This window comes from Waterburya sp. (genome assembly GCF_058530065.1).
Genome location: NZ_JBZNBU010000156.1, coordinates 1 through 18,725 on the forward strand (window position 1 = coordinate 1; position 18,725 = coordinate 18,725).

Annotated in this window: 19 protein-coding genes and 1 pseudogene; 11 read left to right on the forward strand and 9 right to left on the reverse strand. The window is 38.2% G+C overall.

Going from position 1 to position 18,725, the window contains the following annotated elements:
• The 3 genes and pseudogenes from AC33VI_RS09990 to AC33VI_RS10000 all read left to right on the forward strand — a co-directional run.
• Positions 1–194, forward strand: a 194-nt coding sequence (locus AC33VI_RS09990; protein ID WP_491782115.1) for an IS110 family transposase, incomplete at its 5' end; no start/stop codon positions are given.
• 744 nt (positions 195–938) lie between these two features.
• Positions 939–2,765: a group II intron reverse transcriptase/maturase gene (gene ltrA, locus AC33VI_RS09995; protein WP_491782133.1), complete on the forward strand. Its 1,827-nt coding sequence runs from the start codon at positions 939–941 to the stop codon at positions 2,763–2,765.
• Positions 2,766–2,875: 110 nt separating this feature from the next.
• A pseudogene (locus AC33VI_RS10000) lies at positions 2,876–3,160 on the forward strand (RRXRR domain-containing protein); the annotation flags it as partial.
• Between the two features lie 146 nt (positions 3,161–3,306).
• Here AC33VI_RS10000 and AC33VI_RS10005 read toward each other — a convergent pair.
• A complete protein-coding gene (locus AC33VI_RS10005) occupies positions 3,307–4,194 on the reverse strand; it encodes a tetratricopeptide repeat protein (RefSeq protein WP_491782116.1) in 888 nt (295 codons plus the stop codon).
• 260 nt (positions 4,195–4,454) lie between these two features.
• On the opposite strand from AC33VI_RS10005, the gene AC33VI_RS10010 reads away from it, so the two are divergent.
• Both AC33VI_RS10010 and AC33VI_RS10015 read left to right on the forward strand, forming a co-directional pair.
• Positions 4,455–4,814 (forward strand): FeoA family protein, encoded by a 360-nt coding sequence (locus AC33VI_RS10010; protein WP_491782117.1) that lies wholly within the window; start codon positions 4,455–4,457, stop codon positions 4,812–4,814.
• A 4-nt stretch (positions 4,815–4,818) separates the two neighbouring features.
• Complete coding sequence (locus AC33VI_RS10015; protein WP_491782118.1) at positions 4,819–5,067, forward strand: FeoA family protein; 249 nt, start codon at positions 4,819–4,821, stop codon at positions 5,065–5,067.
• A gap of 229 nt (positions 5,068–5,296) precedes the next feature.
• Here AC33VI_RS10015 and rsmH read toward each other — a convergent pair whose 3' ends face one another.
• Positions 5,297–6,199, reverse strand: a complete 903-nt coding sequence (rsmH, locus tag AC33VI_RS10020; protein ID WP_491782119.1) for a 16S rRNA (cytosine(1402)-N(4))-methyltransferase RsmH — start codon at positions 6,197–6,199, stop codon at positions 5,297–5,299.
• Between the two features lie 180 nt (positions 6,200–6,379).
• Here rsmH and AC33VI_RS10025 point away from each other — a divergent pair, with 180 nt between their 5' ends.
• A complete protein-coding gene (locus AC33VI_RS10025; protein ID WP_491782120.1) occupies positions 6,380–6,583 on the forward strand; it encodes a TLTLP motif-containing protein in 204 nt (67 codons plus the stop codon).
• Positions 6,584–6,771: 188 nt separating this feature from the next.
• Here AC33VI_RS10025 and AC33VI_RS10030 read toward each other — a convergent pair whose 3' ends face one another.
• The 3 genes from AC33VI_RS10030 to bchM form a co-directional block, all read right to left on the reverse strand.
• Positions 6,772–8,391, reverse strand: a complete 1,620-nt coding sequence (locus AC33VI_RS10030) for a hypothetical protein (protein ID WP_491782121.1) — start codon at positions 8,389–8,391, stop codon at positions 6,772–6,774.
• Positions 8,392–8,487: 96 nt separating this feature from the next.
• On the reverse strand, positions 8,488–10,956 hold the full coding sequence (locus tag AC33VI_RS10035) for a pentapeptide repeat-containing protein (protein WP_491782122.1): 2,469 nt from the start codon (positions 10,954–10,956) through the stop codon (positions 8,488–8,490).
• 105 nt (positions 10,957–11,061) lie between these two features.
• A complete protein-coding gene (gene bchM / locus AC33VI_RS10040) occupies positions 11,062–11,763 on the reverse strand; it encodes a magnesium protoporphyrin IX methyltransferase (protein ID WP_491782123.1) in 702 nt (233 codons plus the stop codon).
• Between the two features lie 201 nt (positions 11,764–11,964).
• Here bchM and AC33VI_RS10045 point away from each other — a divergent pair, with 201 nt between their 5' ends.
• A complete protein-coding gene (locus AC33VI_RS10045) occupies positions 11,965–13,143 on the forward strand; it encodes a DUF3747 domain-containing protein (RefSeq protein WP_491782124.1) in 1,179 nt (392 codons plus the stop codon).
• Between the two features lie 176 nt (positions 13,144–13,319).
• On the opposite strand, the gene AC33VI_RS10050 is transcribed toward AC33VI_RS10045, so the two are convergent.
• On the reverse strand, positions 13,320–14,504 hold the full coding sequence (locus AC33VI_RS10050; RefSeq protein WP_491782125.1) for an aspartate aminotransferase: 1,185 nt from the start codon (positions 14,502–14,504) through the stop codon (positions 13,320–13,322).
• A gap of 193 nt (positions 14,505–14,697) precedes the next feature.
• Between AC33VI_RS10050 and AC33VI_RS10055 the strand changes: the two genes are divergently transcribed.
• Positions 14,698–15,693 carry a permease gene (locus AC33VI_RS10055; protein ID WP_491782126.1) on the forward strand — a complete coding sequence of 332 codons (996 nt, stop codon included), beginning with the start codon at positions 14,698–14,700 and terminating at the stop codon, positions 15,691–15,693.
• A gap of 29 nt (positions 15,694–15,722) precedes the next feature.
• Positions 15,723–16,514, forward strand: a complete 792-nt coding sequence (locus AC33VI_RS10060) for a TIGR03943 family putative permease subunit (protein WP_491782127.1) — start codon at positions 15,723–15,725, stop codon at positions 16,512–16,514.
• 38 nt (positions 16,515–16,552) lie between these two features.
• Here AC33VI_RS10060 and AC33VI_RS10065 read toward each other — a convergent pair whose 3' ends face one another.
• Positions 16,553–16,741, reverse strand: a complete 189-nt coding sequence (locus tag AC33VI_RS10065; RefSeq protein WP_491782128.1) for a hypothetical protein — start codon at positions 16,739–16,741, stop codon at positions 16,553–16,555.
• Positions 16,742–17,221: 480 nt separating this feature from the next.
• On the opposite strand from AC33VI_RS10065, the gene AC33VI_RS10070 reads away from it, so the two are divergent.
• Positions 17,222–17,569 carry a type II toxin-antitoxin system RelE/ParE family toxin gene (locus tag AC33VI_RS10070; protein WP_491782129.1) on the forward strand — a complete coding sequence of 116 codons (348 nt, stop codon included), beginning with the start codon at positions 17,222–17,224 and terminating at the stop codon, positions 17,567–17,569.
• The gene (locus AC33VI_RS10075) at positions 17,566–17,859 is read left to right on the forward strand and encodes a helix-turn-helix domain-containing protein (RefSeq protein WP_491782130.1); all 294 of its coding nucleotides are present in this window, start codon (positions 17,566–17,568) and stop codon (positions 17,857–17,859) included. Before AC33VI_RS10070 ends, AC33VI_RS10075 begins: the two co-directional genes overlap by 4 nt.
• Before the next feature lie 2 nt (positions 17,860–17,861).
• On the opposite strand, the gene AC33VI_RS10080 is transcribed toward AC33VI_RS10075, so the two are convergent.
• Entirely contained in the window at positions 17,862–18,059 is a 198-nt protein-coding gene (locus tag AC33VI_RS10080) for a type II toxin-antitoxin system Phd/YefM family antitoxin (protein WP_491782131.1), read from the reverse strand.
• Between the two features lie 317 nt (positions 18,060–18,376).
• A partial coding sequence (locus AC33VI_RS10085; protein ID WP_491782132.1) for an alpha/beta hydrolase family protein occupies positions 18,377–18,725 on the reverse strand: 349 nt, incomplete at its 5' end.

Here is an 18,725-nt window from a genome sequence, read left to right on the forward strand (position 1 = left end):
TCTCAATTCCTGGAATTGCTGAGATTACTGCTGCCAAACTTTTGGCAGAAATACCCAATCTCAAAAACTATAAAACTGCTCGTCAAGCTGCTGCCTATGCTGGGTTGACTCCTCAACAAAGAGTTTCTGGAACTTCAGTACTTAGAAGACCACCTGTTAGTAGAAGACGTGCGATTCGTTGTTATGAAACCTAGACTTAGGGGGATATAACACATTTCTAAAGTAAGTCATCCTGACTTGAGTTCGCACTTTAATCCTTTAGAAATGATAACTTACATACCATCAAAGTGAGGTGAGTAACCTAGAAAAACCAAGTCTTTGCGCCCTCGTGCGGGGTTGACAGCATACAGCGTCCCTCTCGGTGACGAGAGAGAGAAGTTTCTCTTATATCTGGATTGATAACCCAGATGTAATCTGCGGGAGTAAAAGCGGACAGAGCGATAATTGCTGAAAACGCCTAACCGCGAGCAAGTGTTTTATAACCGACCCTAGACTGAGATAGCATCAAGGAAAGGGACATCGTGGGGTAGAGAAACGAATCACTTACATAACCATCTCAACTGATGAGCAAGGGATATAAGCTAGTGGGTCATGCCACACCTTGCGTCTGAAACAGCAGACCGAACTTAGGATTACTGAATTGTCTTTGTTCAGTAACGCACGACCAGTTCATATAGGTGGATAAGTGAACCCTAAAGAACACAATCAATGGTATGTAGGAACGAAGTAACCGAACTGTACTCCCAGTTAAAACTGGTAGGTATCAAACCGAATGGTGCAGTTAGGAGGGATGGGTCAAGAAGCAAATGCCTAACCCGAATTAACGGGTAACGCTGGAAAAGAGATGGGGTAACGCCCAGGATATGCAGACGTGACTCGCAAATGTATCAAAGCTAAAGGTGTAAGTATCAGTGAATAAGCCTAATACAGATTCACAAATGAAGACTGTCGGATGGAATGATATCAATTGGCATCAAGTCGATAGATATGTATTCAAGCTGCAAAAACGCATTTATGCTGCTTCTCGTCGTGGAGAAATTAAACAAGTACGAAAACTCCAAAAAACTCTAATGAATTCATGGTCATGTAAAGTTTTAGCAGTTCGTCGGGTAACTCAAGAGAATCGAGGAAAAAAGACAGCAGGAGTGGATGGAATTAAATCTCTATCCCCAGAAGCTCGTATGAAACTCGTAGGACAACTCAAAATCACAGGTCAAAGTAGACCCACTCGAAGAGTGTGGATTCCCAAACCTGGAAAAGATGAAAAACGACCATTAGGAATACCCACAATTTACGACCGAGCTTTACAAGGGGTAGTCAAAGCTGCCCTAGAACCAGAATGGGAAGCTCGTTTTGAAGCTTCCAGCTTTGGTTTTAGACCAGGGAGAGCTTGTCAGGATGCAATTTGGACGATTAAAAACGCAATACAATCTAAAGCCAAGTATGTTTTAGATGCCGATATTGCCAAATGTTTCGACCGCATCAACCACACAGCCCTACTCCACAAACTCAACTACAGAGGTAAAGTTAGGCAACAAATAAAAGCTTGGCTTAAAAGTGGGGTCATAGACCAAGGGGTTTTTACTGCTATATCTGAAGGAACACCTCAAGGCGGGGTCGTTTCGCCGTTGTTGGCTAACATTGCTCTTCATGGCATCGAAAATATGCTCATGGAATACGCGAAAACAATGAAGTTTCGACACCCAAATGGACAAGCTGCTAGTTGGCAAGCCAAAGTCAAATCTCTAACATTCGTTAGATATGCAGATGACTTTGTAGTAATTCATAGAGATCTTGAAGTGGTTCAAAGATGCCGAGAATTGATCTCGGAGTGGTTAAAAGTGATGGGCTTGGAATTAAAACCATCTAAAACCAGAATTGCCCATACTCTTTTACCAGAGTTAAGTGAAGATGGCACAGCGGGATTTGATTTCCTCGGATATAACATCCGACAGTTCCCTGCTGGTAAGTACGTTTCTTCTAGAAATAGATACAGAGGCGCACTTGGTTTTAATACCTTCATAACCCCTACTAAAGATGCTTGTAAAAGACATCAAACCCGTATAAGAGAAATCATCAGGAAACATAAAAGTTCTCCTCAAGCCCAGTTAATTCTTGAGCTTAACCCTGTTATTAGGGGATGGTGTAACTATTATCAGTTTTCTGATTCTCAAACGCGAAACATCTTTACAACTCAAGACCACTTGGTCTTGCAAAAGTTAAGAGCCTGGGGACGATACCGATGCGGAAGTCTTAAAGATGCCCGTAAGAAATATTACATTAAAGTCGGTAAAAGAGATTGGATATTCGCAACCACAGAGGGGAGAGCGAACCCCCTTCGGTTACTATCTCATAGTCAATTTGGTAGCAGTTCCACTGATTATGTGAAAGTTAAAGGCGATAAAAGCCCTTATGATGGCAATCTAATCTATTGGAGTACCAGGATGGGGAGAAATCCCGAAATGCCAACTTCTAAAGCTATCAGGCTCAAGAAACAAAAAGGCAAATGTAACTGGTGCGGATTACATTTTCGTGAAGGAGATATCTTAGAAGAAGACCATATTATTCCAACCGCCCTTGGTGGAAAGAATGTGTATGAAAATCTTCAACTACTTCACGCCCACTGCCACGATGAAAAAACAGCACTGGATATGATTGACATCAGGAATCATAAATCATCGATTTTCTTCAAGAAATTAACACAGGAATGGTCAAAAATTGATTATCTCTGGATTGATGATATGCCCGTCATAATCAGTAGTTGAGAAGTCAGTTAATGACAAAGTGGGTACATTTGAGTAGCCGTGTGTCAGGAAACTGACAAGCACGGTTTCGGATGGGAGGGGTAAGCTGGAAACAGCTACCTCGACCCTACCAACTGCATTTAATGTTGCCTTCCAAGGGTGGAAATAGACGCAAATATGGTGGTACAGTTACCCGTCATCATGGAATCCGAAAGGGCGACTTCGTTGAAGGTATTAAAGCTGGAATTACATATCAAGGATGGTGTTCTGGAGATACAGCAAAACAGATTAGTATCTCAGATGCTAATTGGAAACGTATCGGACAATTCACTGCATCCAAGGTTAGGTTGTTGCGACGGGCGACAAGATTAATTAGTACACAGGAAACGGATTTCACCGTCGCAGCTTGCGCGTGAGGCGTGCTGGGGTTTCCCCAGCTTACGCAATCACGCAAGACTTACTGGGACTTACTGGTTTTCGTTTCCTCCCCTCCCTGCTACGCGAGGGAGGGGTATCCACAAAAACATTTTTTGATGAATTATATTATTAATATGGGATAAGTTTAACGAATACCACATTTTTTAGTGGCTATAGCTATGGAAGGAGGATCGTTTGTTAATGGTAAAACCTGTTGAAATGCTTTCTCCGCAGCAGCTATTTCGTTTATCTGGCAAAAACTAGCCCCTAAATAAAGCAAAGTAGTACTCCGTTGGCTGTTAGTTAAGCGATCGCTGTCTAAGATTTTTTGCAAGATTGCGATCGCTCGATTGTATTCCCCTAGTTCGTATAAAGCAATTCCCTTTCCTTGTTGTGGGGATATGACATCTTGAGAGTAGGATAAAGATTCCTCAAAAGCGACTATAGATTCTCGATATTGACCTAGCTTGAGTAGACTTTGCCCTTTTTGATTAAAAGCAATAGCTTTATTTTCTTCTGTAGAGCGATCGCTCAATTCTATAGCCCGTTCGCTTGCTGCAATGGCTAGTCGATCTTGTTCTAAATCTGATAAAACTCTAGCTTTATTCAGCCAAAAAATTACCTCTGAAGGCTCTAGGGCGATCGCTCTCTCGAATGCTTCTAGGGCAGCTCGATTTTGTTTGAGATAGTAAAGTGCTTCTCCCTGACAATTCCAAGCCAATCCAGATTGAGCAGACAGAGAAGTTGCCCGATTGCAAGATTGCAGCATAGCTTCATATTGATTTAAACCGCCCAAAGCATAGCCTCGATTAATCAAAATAGAATGACTTGATTGGATATTTTCTGCCAGCAAGCGATCGTAGATCGTAATTGCCAAACTATACTGTTGCTGTTCTAATAACTGGTTAGCCTGTTTGAATTGTTCTATTTGTTGAGATTGACCGAACAAGCGAAAGGCTAAGTATGATGCACCGCTAGCACAAACTAGCAAAGCGAATATTTTAATCGATCCTATTAGATTCTGTTGATTCACGCTTAGAAGTTTAGATCCAGAGAAGAAATAATTCAAACGATGACTTGATCTTGTTCTAACTCGATCGAATCTAAGTTGCAATTATATCGAATTCTTTGTGCTGTGAATCTTAGATTAACTAGGCTGCGTTATCAATTGAAGGGAAGAACGCTTCATATTTATTAAATCTACTTAAAAAAATTGTCAACAAGTAAAATTCACGGTATATCTATAAATAATGAAATCTAATTAATAATTAATATCAATAAGTATTGTTCCCCATGACTCCCGCTCTAAATAGCAAAAATCAACAGTCACCAGATTTAAGACATTTCCGAGAATTTATTTTTATTGGTAATACTTCTAATCAATTTATAACCAAAGTGACAGAACAGTTGCATCTTGCTTCTGGCAGCAATCTAGTCAGTCAAGGCTCTGTGGAAGATAATCTGTTAATTATTCAGATGCACACTGCAAAAGAAATTACCCGTCAACTCAAAAAATTCAACATCAAACCAGGAGAAGTAGTCAAGCTAGTAAACAAAACTCAAAATGGCTCTGTAGTTATTAGTTTAGACAACAAACTCATTGGTATGGGAGCAGAAATTGCCAGTAGAATCGTTGCAACTCCTGCTGTTTAAATTAATGAAAATTATTACTGATATAAACCAACTCTCTATAGGTTCGGTAGGTATAGTTGCAGGATATAGCCTGATTTATGGTGGCTATACAGGAAAACTTATATCTAAAGGACTAACTCCTGGGATATCTTTTGTACTGCTCGATCCCAATGTGGCTAACGGCGCAGTACAAATTATGCTGGAAGAAAAAATCATTATTCTTTCTAAGCCCGAAGTCAATGCTCTTTGCATCGATACAATAGCAGAAGATTAGCAAAACTGCTAATTCCTATCTTCGAGTTATAGAATTATGGGTTCTAGGTTATGATGCAATACTGTTCGGTTAACTAAAGTTATCGGTGAGAAAGGGGGTAGGGTAATTCGAGCATTCCCTTGCGCCTAACGGCGACGCGGGGTCTCGAATTTAGGTGGTAGGGTGTAGGGAAGAAATGACCCCAACCCCCGACACCCAACACCCAACACCCTCCCTAAACCCCTTGATTTCATGGCTTATCCGAACAGTATTGGGTTATGATGCGCGTTGCAAATCTAAGTTTCGCCGATCGCGATCGCGGATTTTCTCTTTGTTCGTCTGGTTGAGCAATAATCGGCTTTTTAGTAATTACTTTTAATAACTCATTCTCGCGGAAGCGATGTTTGACAATACGATCTTCCAAACTATGAAAACTAATAATGCCAATAATTCCTCCTGGTTTGAGCCAAGTTGGAGCATTAGCAATAAATTTCTCTAAAGATTTTAATTCCTGATTCACTTCAATTCGTAGAGCTTGAAAAGTGCGGGTAGCAGGGTGTATTCTGCCATGACGATATTTTCCTGGTACGACAGAGGCGATCGCTTGACTCAAATCTGTAGTAGTTCTGAAAGGACGTTTTTGCACGATCGCTTTGGCAATACGACGAGAAAATCTTTCCTCTCCGTAAGTATAAATTAAGTCTGCGAGAGAGACTTCCTGCCAATGATTGACAATTTCTTCGGCGGTAATTCCTCCAGAACGATCCATCCGCATATCTAGAGGGGCGGTATGACGGAAACTAAAACCCCTTTCGGCAACATCCAACTGGGGAGAACTCACCCCCAGATCGGCAATAATGCCATCAAATAACAAATCTCCTGGTTGATAGTCGGCAAAATTCCCCTGCCAAAACTCTAATTGCTGGGGATAATAGTCTGCTAATCTTTCTTTCACTGCTGCGATCGCTGTTTCGTCGCGATCGAGCGCACAAATCTTAATATTTTCTTCTTGTTCGAGAATCAGTTTGCTGTGTCCCCCACCGCCAACAGTAGCATCTAGATAAATACCTCCTGGCAAAATATTCAGTCCAGCGATCGTTTCTCTTGCCAGCACAGAAAAGTGGTTGAACTCTTTTGTTTCCCGTGCTTTCATTGATTTATTGCCCAAAAATCTTAATTAATTATTTATAAACTTAGTGCTATGATATACCGCTCCCACCCTAATTTACGGTTACAATTATAATTGAGAAGTATGAAGGAATATACATTCTTTTATGTGCTTACTTTTTTAGTCGTTTACCAAGATAAAGTTTAGGATTTATCACATTTATATATGGAAGTTAGCCAACGCCCAGGAAAAGCAGAAGACTCTCCTGGTCATAGGTGGGCAGGTATTTTAGGAACGGGAGTTGCGGTCATTACTCTAATTCTGCCCATAGTTATGATTGCGTCTTATTCTCCTTTTGAGAGCAACGCACAACCCATAACAGAAGAAATGAATCGACTTGAGAAAAAAGTAATTGAGCCAATGAAATAAAGAAAAAACACCACGCTACAGGTTTGTTTTAATTATGGCGTTGGGCAAAATTTGCAGCTAATAGTTTTTACCAAGGTAAGACTCTTTTGTTTGGTGGTAATTAATCCTACCTAAAAACTTATTATCTTGGGAGCTATTTTCTATTGTCCAACACATCTCAGCCATAGAAAAAGCTATCCGAACCTTGCTTAGGATAAATTTGGTAAATATTTTTCGTATTGTTCGTAAGTATTTTTTCCTGGTATATCCTGCTTAAACTCTAGAGGTAGCTTGTATTCTCGCTCTTTATATTGTTCCCGAACCATATTGATAGTTTCGTAAGGATTTTCCCATTTATGCAACAGTCGAATTAACTCTCTAAATTTCTGATAAGAACCTCCATGTCTGTGAACTAAACCCACTACTTGAAGAATTCTGGCATAGGTAGCAGCAGAAGCTTCTTCTTTGGATATATCTAAGATAGGAGCAATTTTTTCAAATACGTCATAATATTCTTTAACGGTAAGAACTAACTGTTTTGGCTCTAATAGTGCCGAACCTTGTAATCCTTCTACGACATTAGAGATTTCTCTAATGATGGAAAAATCTTTTAATTCCAATTTTTTGAATACAGCTAGGAGTTTTAATCCTAACTCGTGCTTGCTAATTTCATTTAATTCTTTGGTATAAGAATTGAGAGCTTCTCTACCTTCTTCGGTATTAATTAAGGGTAATAGTTCGGCTTGTTTCTTTTTGATTTTTTTAGCAAAGGCTTCTTTATCTACATCTTCTGCTAAATTTTCAGCGACATAACGATAAAATTCTTGCTGTTTGCGCCCGCGATAGCGCAGTTCGGCTGATTCTAATTTTAGAAAGCTTTTTTGAGCAATAATAGCTGCTCTTAATAGTTCTACTTGATAATTTAATTCTTTGAAGCCTGCGACATTTTTAGCTACATCGATTTTATAGTGAATTAGAGTTTTAAATTCATCATTACCAAACTTATCATCATTCATACGATCTATTTTTTTACCAAGTAGAGAAATTTCTTTCCAGGCATCATGATGAAGCTTGAGAGAGCGTTCGGGAATTGTTGGCTTGCCAAACTTTTTATCGTAATTAGTTTTAACTGTATCGATAATTCCTTTGGCGAAAGGCGAGGCAACTAAAAATACTAAAATTGTGGCAGGTATTCCAATAGCAAACATTCTAAATGCTGTTTGAGATGATAACTTTTCTGCTGCTTGAGATTCGGTAGATGTATCAGGCAAACTAGCGTTAATTATTTTTTGGATTTTTTGAAGTTTAGCTACACTTTCGATATTAATATTTTGCTTTTGTAAGGCTTTAATTATTTCTGCATCGCTCAATTTTTTGTCATTAATAATATTCTGTATTTTTTCAATATCTTCGCTATTTTCTACATTAATATTTTCTTGCTGTAAATTTTTTATCTTGGTTTGATTTAATAAGTCTTTGGCTTGCTTGAGTTCTTTAAGATTTTTGATTTTATTCTGCCTTTTTTGTAAGGCATCCATCATTTCATCTCCAGTATCAGTTGAGTTTTCTCCCTCAGAATCTACTTCTGGAACTATGCCATCAATCTTGAGCATATCTTTGAAACCTTCGATTTTTTTATCTCTTTCTTGAAGAGCTTTAATCATGTCGTCTTCAGTTTCAGCTTTTTTATTTCTATTAGATTTTTGTTGAGCAATTAAATATTCATTAGTAAGATTTATGTTTTCTGTAGCGTTGGCTCGAACAGTCGCAATCTGCAAGCTAAATATAGATAAGACTGTAGTTATAGCCAGATATTGTAACTTTCTCATAATAATTCATCGATTAGACTTCCTAAGACTATAGTTCCCATTTTTGCTCGTTCGGTTAACGTAGTAGCGGGTCTAAATTAATTTATTGGGTTAAGATTACGATTGACGTTCGACTTCTAAAATAGTATTAGTTAAATTAGCGTTAGTTAAATTGGCATTATTGAGCTTGGTATGATTCAGATTTGCGCCAATAAGTTTGGCATTAGTTAAGTTAGCATTAGTTAAGTTGGCATTACTTAGATTGGCTGCAATAAGTTTGGCGTTAGTTAAATTTGTTCCCTGTAAATTAGCTTTGCTTAAGTTTGCTTCAATTAAATTAATATTAGTGAGATTGAGTTGAGATAAATCTGCATTCTGTAAATTAGCATAGCGAAAGTTAGTTCTACCCAAAGCATAGCCTTGTAAAAGATTAGAGCGATCGCTTGTTTTTAGTTGTCGTTGAGGAGATTGTTTGAGGTCTAAAATAATTTTTTGTTTGCTATTAATTATTTTCTCTAATTCATCGTATAAGGCATAGTTACCAATACCACTAAGATTAACCCAAGCTCTAGTACGAGTTAGGGCAATTAATAGTTGCTGGCGGGAATATAAATTACTTTCTCGACGAGCAATCTTATCTAAACCAATTAAATAGACCATATCTGCTTCTTGACCCTTAGCACGATAGACATTAGAAATAGTAATTGCTCCTGGATACCAAAAGCGATCGCTTTCTTTCTCTTCTGGAGGAGTATCCCAAGAATTTACAGTGCTTTGACTGGGGAGATAAATATTTATGCCTTGATTGATTAAAAAAATTGCAACTTGCTGAATTAAGGGTAAAGTATCGTAATAATCTCCCAAAACTATAATTAAAATTTCTCGATCTGGTTGTAGATCGTCTTGCTCTAAATTATGCTTAATTCTTTTTGCTAAGACAGTTAATTCTTGCTGTCGAGATATAAAGCGATCGAAGACTATCATATCTTCTGATGATATTTTAGAAACAAGATTGGGAGAATTAATTATTTGGCGTTCTAAAACAAATTGTGATTTATTTTCTTGACTCTTGGCGATCGCATAGCCTAAAGCCAACCATTCTTCAAGATTACTAGATCCTGTAATAATTCCTTCATCTCTAACTAACCCCATACCAATAGCATGAGCCGTGAAAATTACTTGATGGGGAGTTCGATAACAGCAAGATAGTAATTCGGTTTTATTAATGATTTTATCGTATTTTCCTGTAACTAAATGTCCTAATTCTTCCCCAAACATTTCCCCTGGTTCGGCTATTTTTAAACTGGACAAACTTTGTAATTCATCATCTGCCCAAATCAAGCGTCTTTGTTCTGGTTGAATCGGATTAATCGAGCGCAAAGATTGATAAGCCAACCAAAAAAAGGGTTGTTTGTTTTGATAACTCCAATCATTAGCCATTAAGTCTTGAGCTTCATCAATTAATACTGCATCAAATAGAGGTGCGATCGTTCTATTTTCTAGCAATTTTAGACAAGCTTCCGCTAATGCTTCTGTAGGTTGTTTGCTAATAGTAAAAGGAACGGAAACAGGTGTATAGTTGACAGACTTACAAAGAGTACTATAAAAACCAGGTTGTTCTTTACTCCCCCAAGCATGGAGAATTTTTAAATTAGATTGCTCGGGATGATAAATAACTTTATTTTGACTGTAGTGTCCGATCCATTTAGTAACCTGTTGAGTAATAGTCTCGTAAAGACTACGAGAAAAAAAGACTAAAGCAATTTGCCATTTAGGATATTTCACTGCCATTAAAGCAGCTTTTTGACACAACAATACTGTCTTCCCCGAACCAGCAATCCCTCTAATTCTTTGCATTCCGTTGGGGATTTGTTTGGCAATTTTTTCTAGCTTTAAATCAAATTGAGCCAAACGCGATCGCGTCTGGGCAATAATGTGACGACGACTATTTTTTTTACAGGGTAACTGTCGATAATCTGGTTTAAATAAAGATGTTCCTCCCAAAACAGCCAGCAATAATTCCCATTGAGTTGGAGTTAAGTTTTTACCTAAAACTAAAGGGTAAATTTTATCAATCAGATCGATAACTAATTGCGGATTGCCTAAATCTTCTTGAAATAAAATTGGCGGAGAATTAGGTAACTTATCAAATCCTTTAGCTTGCCATTGCGCTCTAGTAATATTGGGTAAAGCAACAATTGCTCTAGAAGTAACATTGCTTTTCAATAAAGGTTCGCGATCGCAATATTCTAGTAAAGCAAATAATTGTCTTTCAGCTTGTTGATAAGGATTGCCCGATTCCGTATAAAAATTGCGATATTGCCAGCGATGTCCTTGAAGGGAAACTAACTGCTCGATTCTAATTGCTTTGACTTCAATTACCATCAAACCCAAATTGTGATCGGCAATTAAAATATCGGGTTCTTTACGAAACTTACCTTCATTAGAAAATATCGGATATCGCCAATAAGCCAAACAATTACGATCTGTAAAAACCCTTTTCAGACTATCCCAAACTAACTTTTCCCCCGCCTCTCCCTTATCTCCAAATACCTCAGTTGCAATAAATCTACTTGGACTACTCATTAATTGTCGTAAGATACTGGAGACTGGGAGACGAGGTGATTAGGGGATAACTTAACGCAAAATAGCGAAGCTACTCATTACTTATTACTTATTACTCATTACTCATTACTTAACCCTAACTGCTTCCAAAATTTTAGAATAGTAGAAACTAACACTAGTCATTCCTTTGCGTTGAATCTCAAAACCATTTTCTTGCAAAATAGCGATGATATCTTTTTCCTTATGTTGATAAGCTCTAGTTGTCTTAGAAGGACCAGGAAAAAACTCACCGACCTTTTTCAAGACAAACAAAAGACAAGTTTTAGGGGCAAAACTAAGAATTAAACGAGACTCTGCCAAAGATGCCAAGTGAGCGATCATCTTAGCTGCATCTTCTGTGGGGTAGTGAATCAAAACATCGAGACAGATAACCGTATCGTAGCTACCGCTCAACGCCTCAAGATCGGAAACAGAAAAATTAACTTTACTCGGATCTTCCAAGGCTTCCGCTGCCTTTTCCTTAGCTTCTCCGACCATCTTTTCTGAGATGTCACTAGCACTAACTGTTGCTCCTTCTTGCGCCAAAGGAATACTCAAACTACCTACACCACACCCCGCATCGCAAATCGAAATCTCGGCTAAATTCCCGTCATCCTTGAGCCAGCCAACTACCGTATCGATAGTCTGTTGGTGTCCCTCGCGAATCTTCTTCTGTACTTTGTTAACTTCGTCAGTTTCACCGTAAATTTTACGCCAGCGATCGAAGCCCTTTTGATTAAAATAATCTTTGACAATCGCTTTATCGTTAATTTTCTCTGCTGCTTTCATAAATAAGTTTATATATATTTACGTCAATAATTCCCTTTGGTAGTTTACTAAATCATGGGGATAAAATCTCAATCTAAGCACAAATACTTATAATAATTTACAGCCCTCTCTTATCAACGAGAATTAAATAATTCCTGATAAAACAAGACGAAATTGGAATTATAAGCTTTAATCATATCGATAAGGAATTCAAGAGATATTATGAAACTATCAAAAACGTTAAAGTCGGCAGCATTATTTACAGGAGCGATCGCTTTAACATCTCCCATACTTCCCGCATTAGCCCAGTTCACCGAAGCACCCGTCGAGCAAAGTGAAGTGGTAGCTGTTGCCGTCCCTGCTGGGGCAATTGGCTATAACCTAAATGTAGTGCAACAAGTCGCTGGCAAACAGCAATGTTATGCCGAAGTTGGTTCAGAACCAACTATTATCGACCCCTTATGGACGACGTTTGACTTTTCAGGTAGTTGCAATCGAGCTACAGATGGTAATGGCTATTCCGTGCGTCTTGACGGACAAGATACCAGCTTAGACTATCGACTCGATGTCATCCCCAAAGGAGATAACTTACAACTAGTCGCCAAAAGCTTTAAAGGAAGCGGAGATTTGGTAGTCGGTCAAACCTTTGGTAAGCCTGGAGATGGAGAATATGCCAAAATTCATTTAAACCCAGGTTGGGAATTCACCAAAAAAGAATTTGAAGGCAAAGTATTGGGTCACTTCTTCTTGAGTGGCGATTCTCAAGCAATCGCTGCTGCTAGCGGTCAAACTATAACTCCACCCAAAGCAGATGCCTTTACCGATATCGGTCGCGATATCTATAAAGATCAAATTGAATCAGCTGTCGCCTTGGGTTTCATTTCTGGCTTTAAAGACAGAACTTTTAAACCTAGCGAACCTTTAACCAGAGAACAACTAGTTTCCATCGTTTATGATGCTTTAGGCACAATTGAAGACTTTGAATTAGCTGCTGCGGATAACCCAACTACATCTCCTTTCCCCGATGTAGAAGCAGATCGTTGGAGTGCGGGCAAAGTAGCTTGGGCTGCATCAAATCAGATTGTGACTGGTTATGAAGATGGTAGCTTTAAACCTGCTCAACCCGTTACTAGAGCAGAATTAATGGCAGTTTTAAATAAAGTGGCTATTTTTGCTAATGCAGGAGAAGCTGAATTAACAACCAATGGCGATCCCGTAGCTTTTGCAGATACTAGCGATCACTGGGCAAAAGATACCATCTCTACGATGTCTGCTTACTGTGGTGTGGCTTCTGCCTACCAAGAAGTAGGGGATGCTTTCCAACCCAATACCCCCGCAGCTAGGAGTTATGCAGCTACTGCTACTCTTCGTACTCACGAATGTATTACTGGAGAAAAATAATGAGTAATGAGTAGTTAGTTTTTTAATAATTAAAATTAATTTTTAGAAGGGGAATTTTCATCCCCTTTTTTTTGCTTTGTCAGGTTTTGAGGCACTTGTGTCAGGCAGCCAGGAATGGAACTATTATCTTCTTCCTTGATTAAGCTTGAAAATGGCAACTTATTTTTGCGCGAGTCCTAAGAATAAGAAATTCCTGCTTGTTTAAAACGATTTAGTACTTCACCCAGGCGATCGCAATCGACAATCAAGCTAACTCTTACATAACCTTCTCCTGCTTCCCCAAAAGCATTGCCTGGAGTAATTACTACCCCTGTTTTCTGCAAAACATCTAAAGCAAATTCCGTCGATCTACTTCCTACAGGAGTTTCTATCCAAAGATACATAGTGGCTTTGGATGGGGTAATTTTCCAACCTAGTTCTCCTAAGCCTTTAATTAAAAAGTCACGACGAGTGCTGTAACGATGCTGTACGTCTTTGATATATTCGTCGGGTAATTGTAGGGCGGTTTCTGCTGCTTTTTGCACTGCGGAGAAAATACCATAGTCTAGATTAGTTTTGAGAGTCCGCAAACCTTGAATAATAGTCGAGTTCCCTACCACAAAACCAACTCTCCAGCCAGCCATATTATAAGTTTTCGAGAGGGTATGAAATTCTACCCCAAGTTCTTTTGCCCCTGGTATTTCTAATAAAGATGTGGGTTGATAGCCATCAAAAGCTAATTCTGCATAGCAAAGATCGTGAACTAACAATATTTCGTAATGACGGGCAAATTTTACGGCTTCTTCAAAAAATTCTCTAGGTGCGGTAGCAGTAGTGGGGTTGTTGGGATAATTGAAGTAAAGAATCTTCGCTTTTTGCGCCACATCTTCAGGAATTTTGCTGAAGTCAATCAACCAATTTTCTTTTGCCGACAGATGTATCGGGTAAATTTCTGCTCCTGCAATCAAAGGACCTCTAAAATGGGCGGGATAGGAAGGGGTAGGTACGAGAATCGTATCTCCAGGATCGACATAAGCCATGGCTAAATGCCCCAAACCTTCCTTAGAACCAATTAGGGGTAAAGCTTCGCTGTCGGGGTTTAATTCTACGCCATAACATCGTTTATACCAAGTAGTAATTGAGGCGCGGAAACTAGCAGTTCCTTCAAAGGGTGGATAGCCATGATTGAGTGGATCTTGTAAAGCCGCGATCGCAGCATCGATAACAGGTTGAGGCGCAGCACCATCGGGATTACCCATGCCCAAATCTATTAAGTCGAGTCCTTGCTCTCTAGCGTTGGCTTTTAATTCGTCTAAACGAGCAAATACGTAGGGAGGTAATGCGCTCAAACGCTGGGCGCGACTAATCCAATCTAAACTCATATTTTAAGCTAACAGTTTACGTAGCTTCCTATTCTCTCATTAATTGTTGTATTTTGCGATTTATCGCTCGGGGAGTTTTTAAAATTAAATTGACTCTTATTTAGAGAAATATTATGCAATCTTATGGCTCTAGAGTTTAAATTGGGAAAAGTCAGAAATTCAAGTACAAATCGATCGACCAAACTTATCGTTTATGAATCAACTGCACGATGCTTTCACGCTATTCCTGAGTTTATTGGTGGAAGCAATGCCTTTTTTACTGCTGGGGGTATTGCTTTCTAGCAGTTTATTATTTTTAATTAGCGAAAAGCAATTAATTGCCAAATTACCGAAAAACCCTTTACTTGGTTCTATTGTTGGTAGCTGTATTGGTTTTCTGTTTCCTGTTTGTGAATGCGGCAATGTTCCCGTAGCCAGAAGGTTACTATTATCTAGAGTTCCCCCTTCCGTAGCCATTTCTTTTCTCTTAGCAGCACCGACGATTAATCCGATTGTGATTTGGGCTACTTGGATCGCTTTTGGAGATCGCCCTAGTATTGTTATTTTTCGGGTATTGTTTTCTAGCGCGATCGCCACTATTGTCGGATGCGTGTTTAGCATTCAACCCGACTCTCGCGAATTGTTACAAGTATCTTTTGCCAAAAGATTAAAACCAGTAGTCGATGTTATCCCAGATAAATCGACCTTATTACAGTCTGGTACTTTTTTTATCGAACAAGGCAAGTCAATTCCTTTTGATGATTCTTTGTCAGAGTCGATTAAACCAGATCGAGTCAATCGCTTCAAACCAAAGTTACAGTTATTTTTTTCTAACCTACTGGCTGAATTTAGCGAATTGGGGGGAATGTTGGTTTTTGGTAGTGCGATCGCCGCTACTATTCAAGTATTTGTCCCCCGCGAGATTATCTTGAGTTTGGGTCAAGACACTATAACTTCAATTCTGGCAATGATGTTGCTAGCAGCGGTTGTCTCGATCTGTTCTACAGTAGATTCTTTTTTTGCCCTCTCTTTTGCTGCCACTTTCACTAGTGGTTCTTTACTCGCTTTTTTAGTGTTTGGTCCTACAATCGACATTAAAAGTGTTGGCTTGATGGCATCAATTTTTAAACCAAAAATTATTGTTTATATTTTTACCCTGGTGGCTCAGCTAACTTTTATTTTTACTTTGGCTTATAGTTATTTATTTTAGTTTTCAATCAATATCTTTTAAATAAATTAATGCGCTCAAATCCCGTTCAAAATAAAAAAGATCTTTTCTTCTCTTGGTTGGAAGGATTGAGTTTACTAGCCTGGGGGACTTTACTTTTAAAATATACCTTTACAGGACAGTATAAATTATTAATTCATCCCAATTACTTTAGTCTAGTATTAGGTACTGGCATAATTTTAATTGTTTTAGGCGTTATTAAAACTAAGTCGATTATAGAAAATAAAACGCAAAGTAATGCCGAACACATTAGCTTATTTCCCCCTGGTTTGGGTAGTAGCTTATTACTATTAGTAGCGATCGCAGGACTATTAATTCCGCCAAAAATTTTAACCAGTCAAACTGCTCTCAAAAGAGGCGTGGGCGATCTACCTTTAACTACCATTCAACCCCAAGCTTTTCGCACCGCTAGCAAGCCCGAAGAACGATCGCTTATTGAATGGATACGGACGATTAACGCTTATCCCGAACCAGATGCCTATAAGGGTCAACCAGCCAATATTACGGGTTTTGTACTGCACCTAAGCGAACTACCCGATAACTATATTATGCTCTCCCGTTTTGTGATTACCTGTTGTGCCGTAGATGCCTATCCCATTGGTATACCAGTTAAGCTAGATAGGAATCGTAGTAATTACCCTGTAGATAGTTGGCTGACAATTGAAGGTATGGCGATCGCCGAAACCATACCAGTCAAAGATCGGATCGAAACAAATGCGATTTCCCAAAAGCGTTCTGTGGTAATAGAAGCCAAAGCGATCGAAACCATTCCCACACCAAGCGATCCTTATAGTTATCGATAAAAAGCGCGATCGCTCAATATTGTATTACCTTTGATGAATTATGCGATCGCCTTGCGCCATTGTACGATCGCATTTAAGGGATCTTGAATAGCTATATGTCGAGCTAGTAAACTTAAGTCTAGATCTGGTAGTAACTGACTTTGCTGTTGCTGCTGATAAGAATCGTTTTGCAAACAATAAACCTTTAATTGATTATTCTGCCAGAACCAAACTTCTTCAACACCCAAACGTCAATATACTTCCAAAGTATCTACAAGCTTGATTTTGACAATAGAAATTGATAGTACGATTTCAACAAACAAGTAATAAAAAATTCACTCTTTTTCCTCAAATTCCAATTTTTTAACTCCAGGAATAAAACTTAAAGGCACTCAGTGCTTATTAGCGCAAGTCGGTGGGTGTATCTTGGTTAAGTTCGGGTTAAGAATATTTGGGCATCAATTCTACAAAAGAATCTTACCTTAAGCCTATGAAAACATAGGGGTTTCAGCTTATCCCGAACTCAGGTTAAAAGATAGAAACGTTAAAGTATGGGAGTCAAAATCTCTACTCGTTAATTTAAGGTAAATCGGTACTTCCCATTAAAAAGCGATCGCATTCACGGGTAACACCGCGACTTTCATTAAATGCCCAAACTACAGAATTCGATCGATGCGATCGCACTGCATATTTTATATACTAAATAAGGTATATCAACAAGTAATTCTATGACAGATAAACCAATTTACTGGATTGGTACATCTAAAGAAGATATTGCTAAATTTCCTCAAGATGCAAGAAGAAAAACTGGTTTTCAACTTAGAGCAGTGCAAAGAGGCGATCTTCCCACAGACTTTAAGCCGATGTCGATAGTGGGTAAGGGGGTAGAAGAAATTAGAATTAAAACAGGAAAAGCTTATCGAGTTTTCTATATTGCCCGATTTGCTGAAGCAGTTTATGTACTCCATGCTTTTAATAAAAAAACTCAAAAGACATCAAAAAAAGATCTTGAAATAGGAAAACAACGTTATCAAGCAGTAATCTCTTTAAGAAAACAGTTAGGAAAAAATAAATGAGCGAGCAAGTTACTAAAGGACAAGATAACATCTTTGAAGATCTTGGTTTTGAACCTGAAGAAGCAGCTAATTTAAAGATTAGAGCCGATTTAATTTTAGATTTGCAGAAATATATTAAAAAACAAGAGTGGACACAGCAAGAAGCAGCAGAGTTTTTTAATGAAACTCAACCGCGAATTAGTAATTTAATGAATGGAGATATTGAGAGATTTAGTATTGATAAATTAGTACAAATGATAGTAAAAGCAGGAATGCAAATTAAAGTCAACGTGATTAATGTCCCTGTGTAAAATTATTTTGGTAATGCGATCGCTTCATCCAAAACTCTAATCTTTTCTTTACTAGACATCAAATGTAGAGTAGCTTCATTAGTCTGATAATCATCAAAGCTCATAACTACTAGTTTTCTCCCGTTAAATCTCGAAACCACAATAGAAATGCGATCATCTTCAACCTTAATTAAAAAAGCGATCGCATTCACGAGCCACACTACGACCTGCGTTAAATTCCCAAATTACTAAGCTTATTTAATTTGGAGATATCGGGGAAACATTACAACTTATAGTAATGTTAATCTTGTTACAATTAGCGCAATCATTATTTGTCCAGACGCATCTCTAGAAACAAACCAAAACTTAACCAGTTTCTCTCTGTCTGGATATTGCAAGACTTTGATTGAATTGAAAACAATTGTTAAAATTTCAGGCACATCAAGTGTAAATCCTAATCCTTTGTTTTTTGATTTTCTTGTAGATGAATTAAATGACAAAAAAATTGTAATTACACAGTTGTAATTATTATTGATTATTAAATCTTTGCAATATTCTGAATGCGCTTTATATAAAGCTCCATATCATGACGATTTATTATTTCTTTGATTTTAATATTTACAAACTTAAAAAACCATTTTAAAAACGAAATACTACTCAAATTATTACTAGTTGTTATGCCTTGCTCATTTAGGCAATATTCAATTGGGCAGTCTTCAAACCCCAGCCATCTAAACGGAACAGTTGGAACAATATCAAGTTCGTTATAGATATGATAAGGAGAAGGCAATTCTGCAACTGCATGAAAGTTGCCGTATCTTGGCATTCCAAATGTATAGCATGAATTAATTGAATAATCATGATAATGTCTGTATTTACCATAGAAA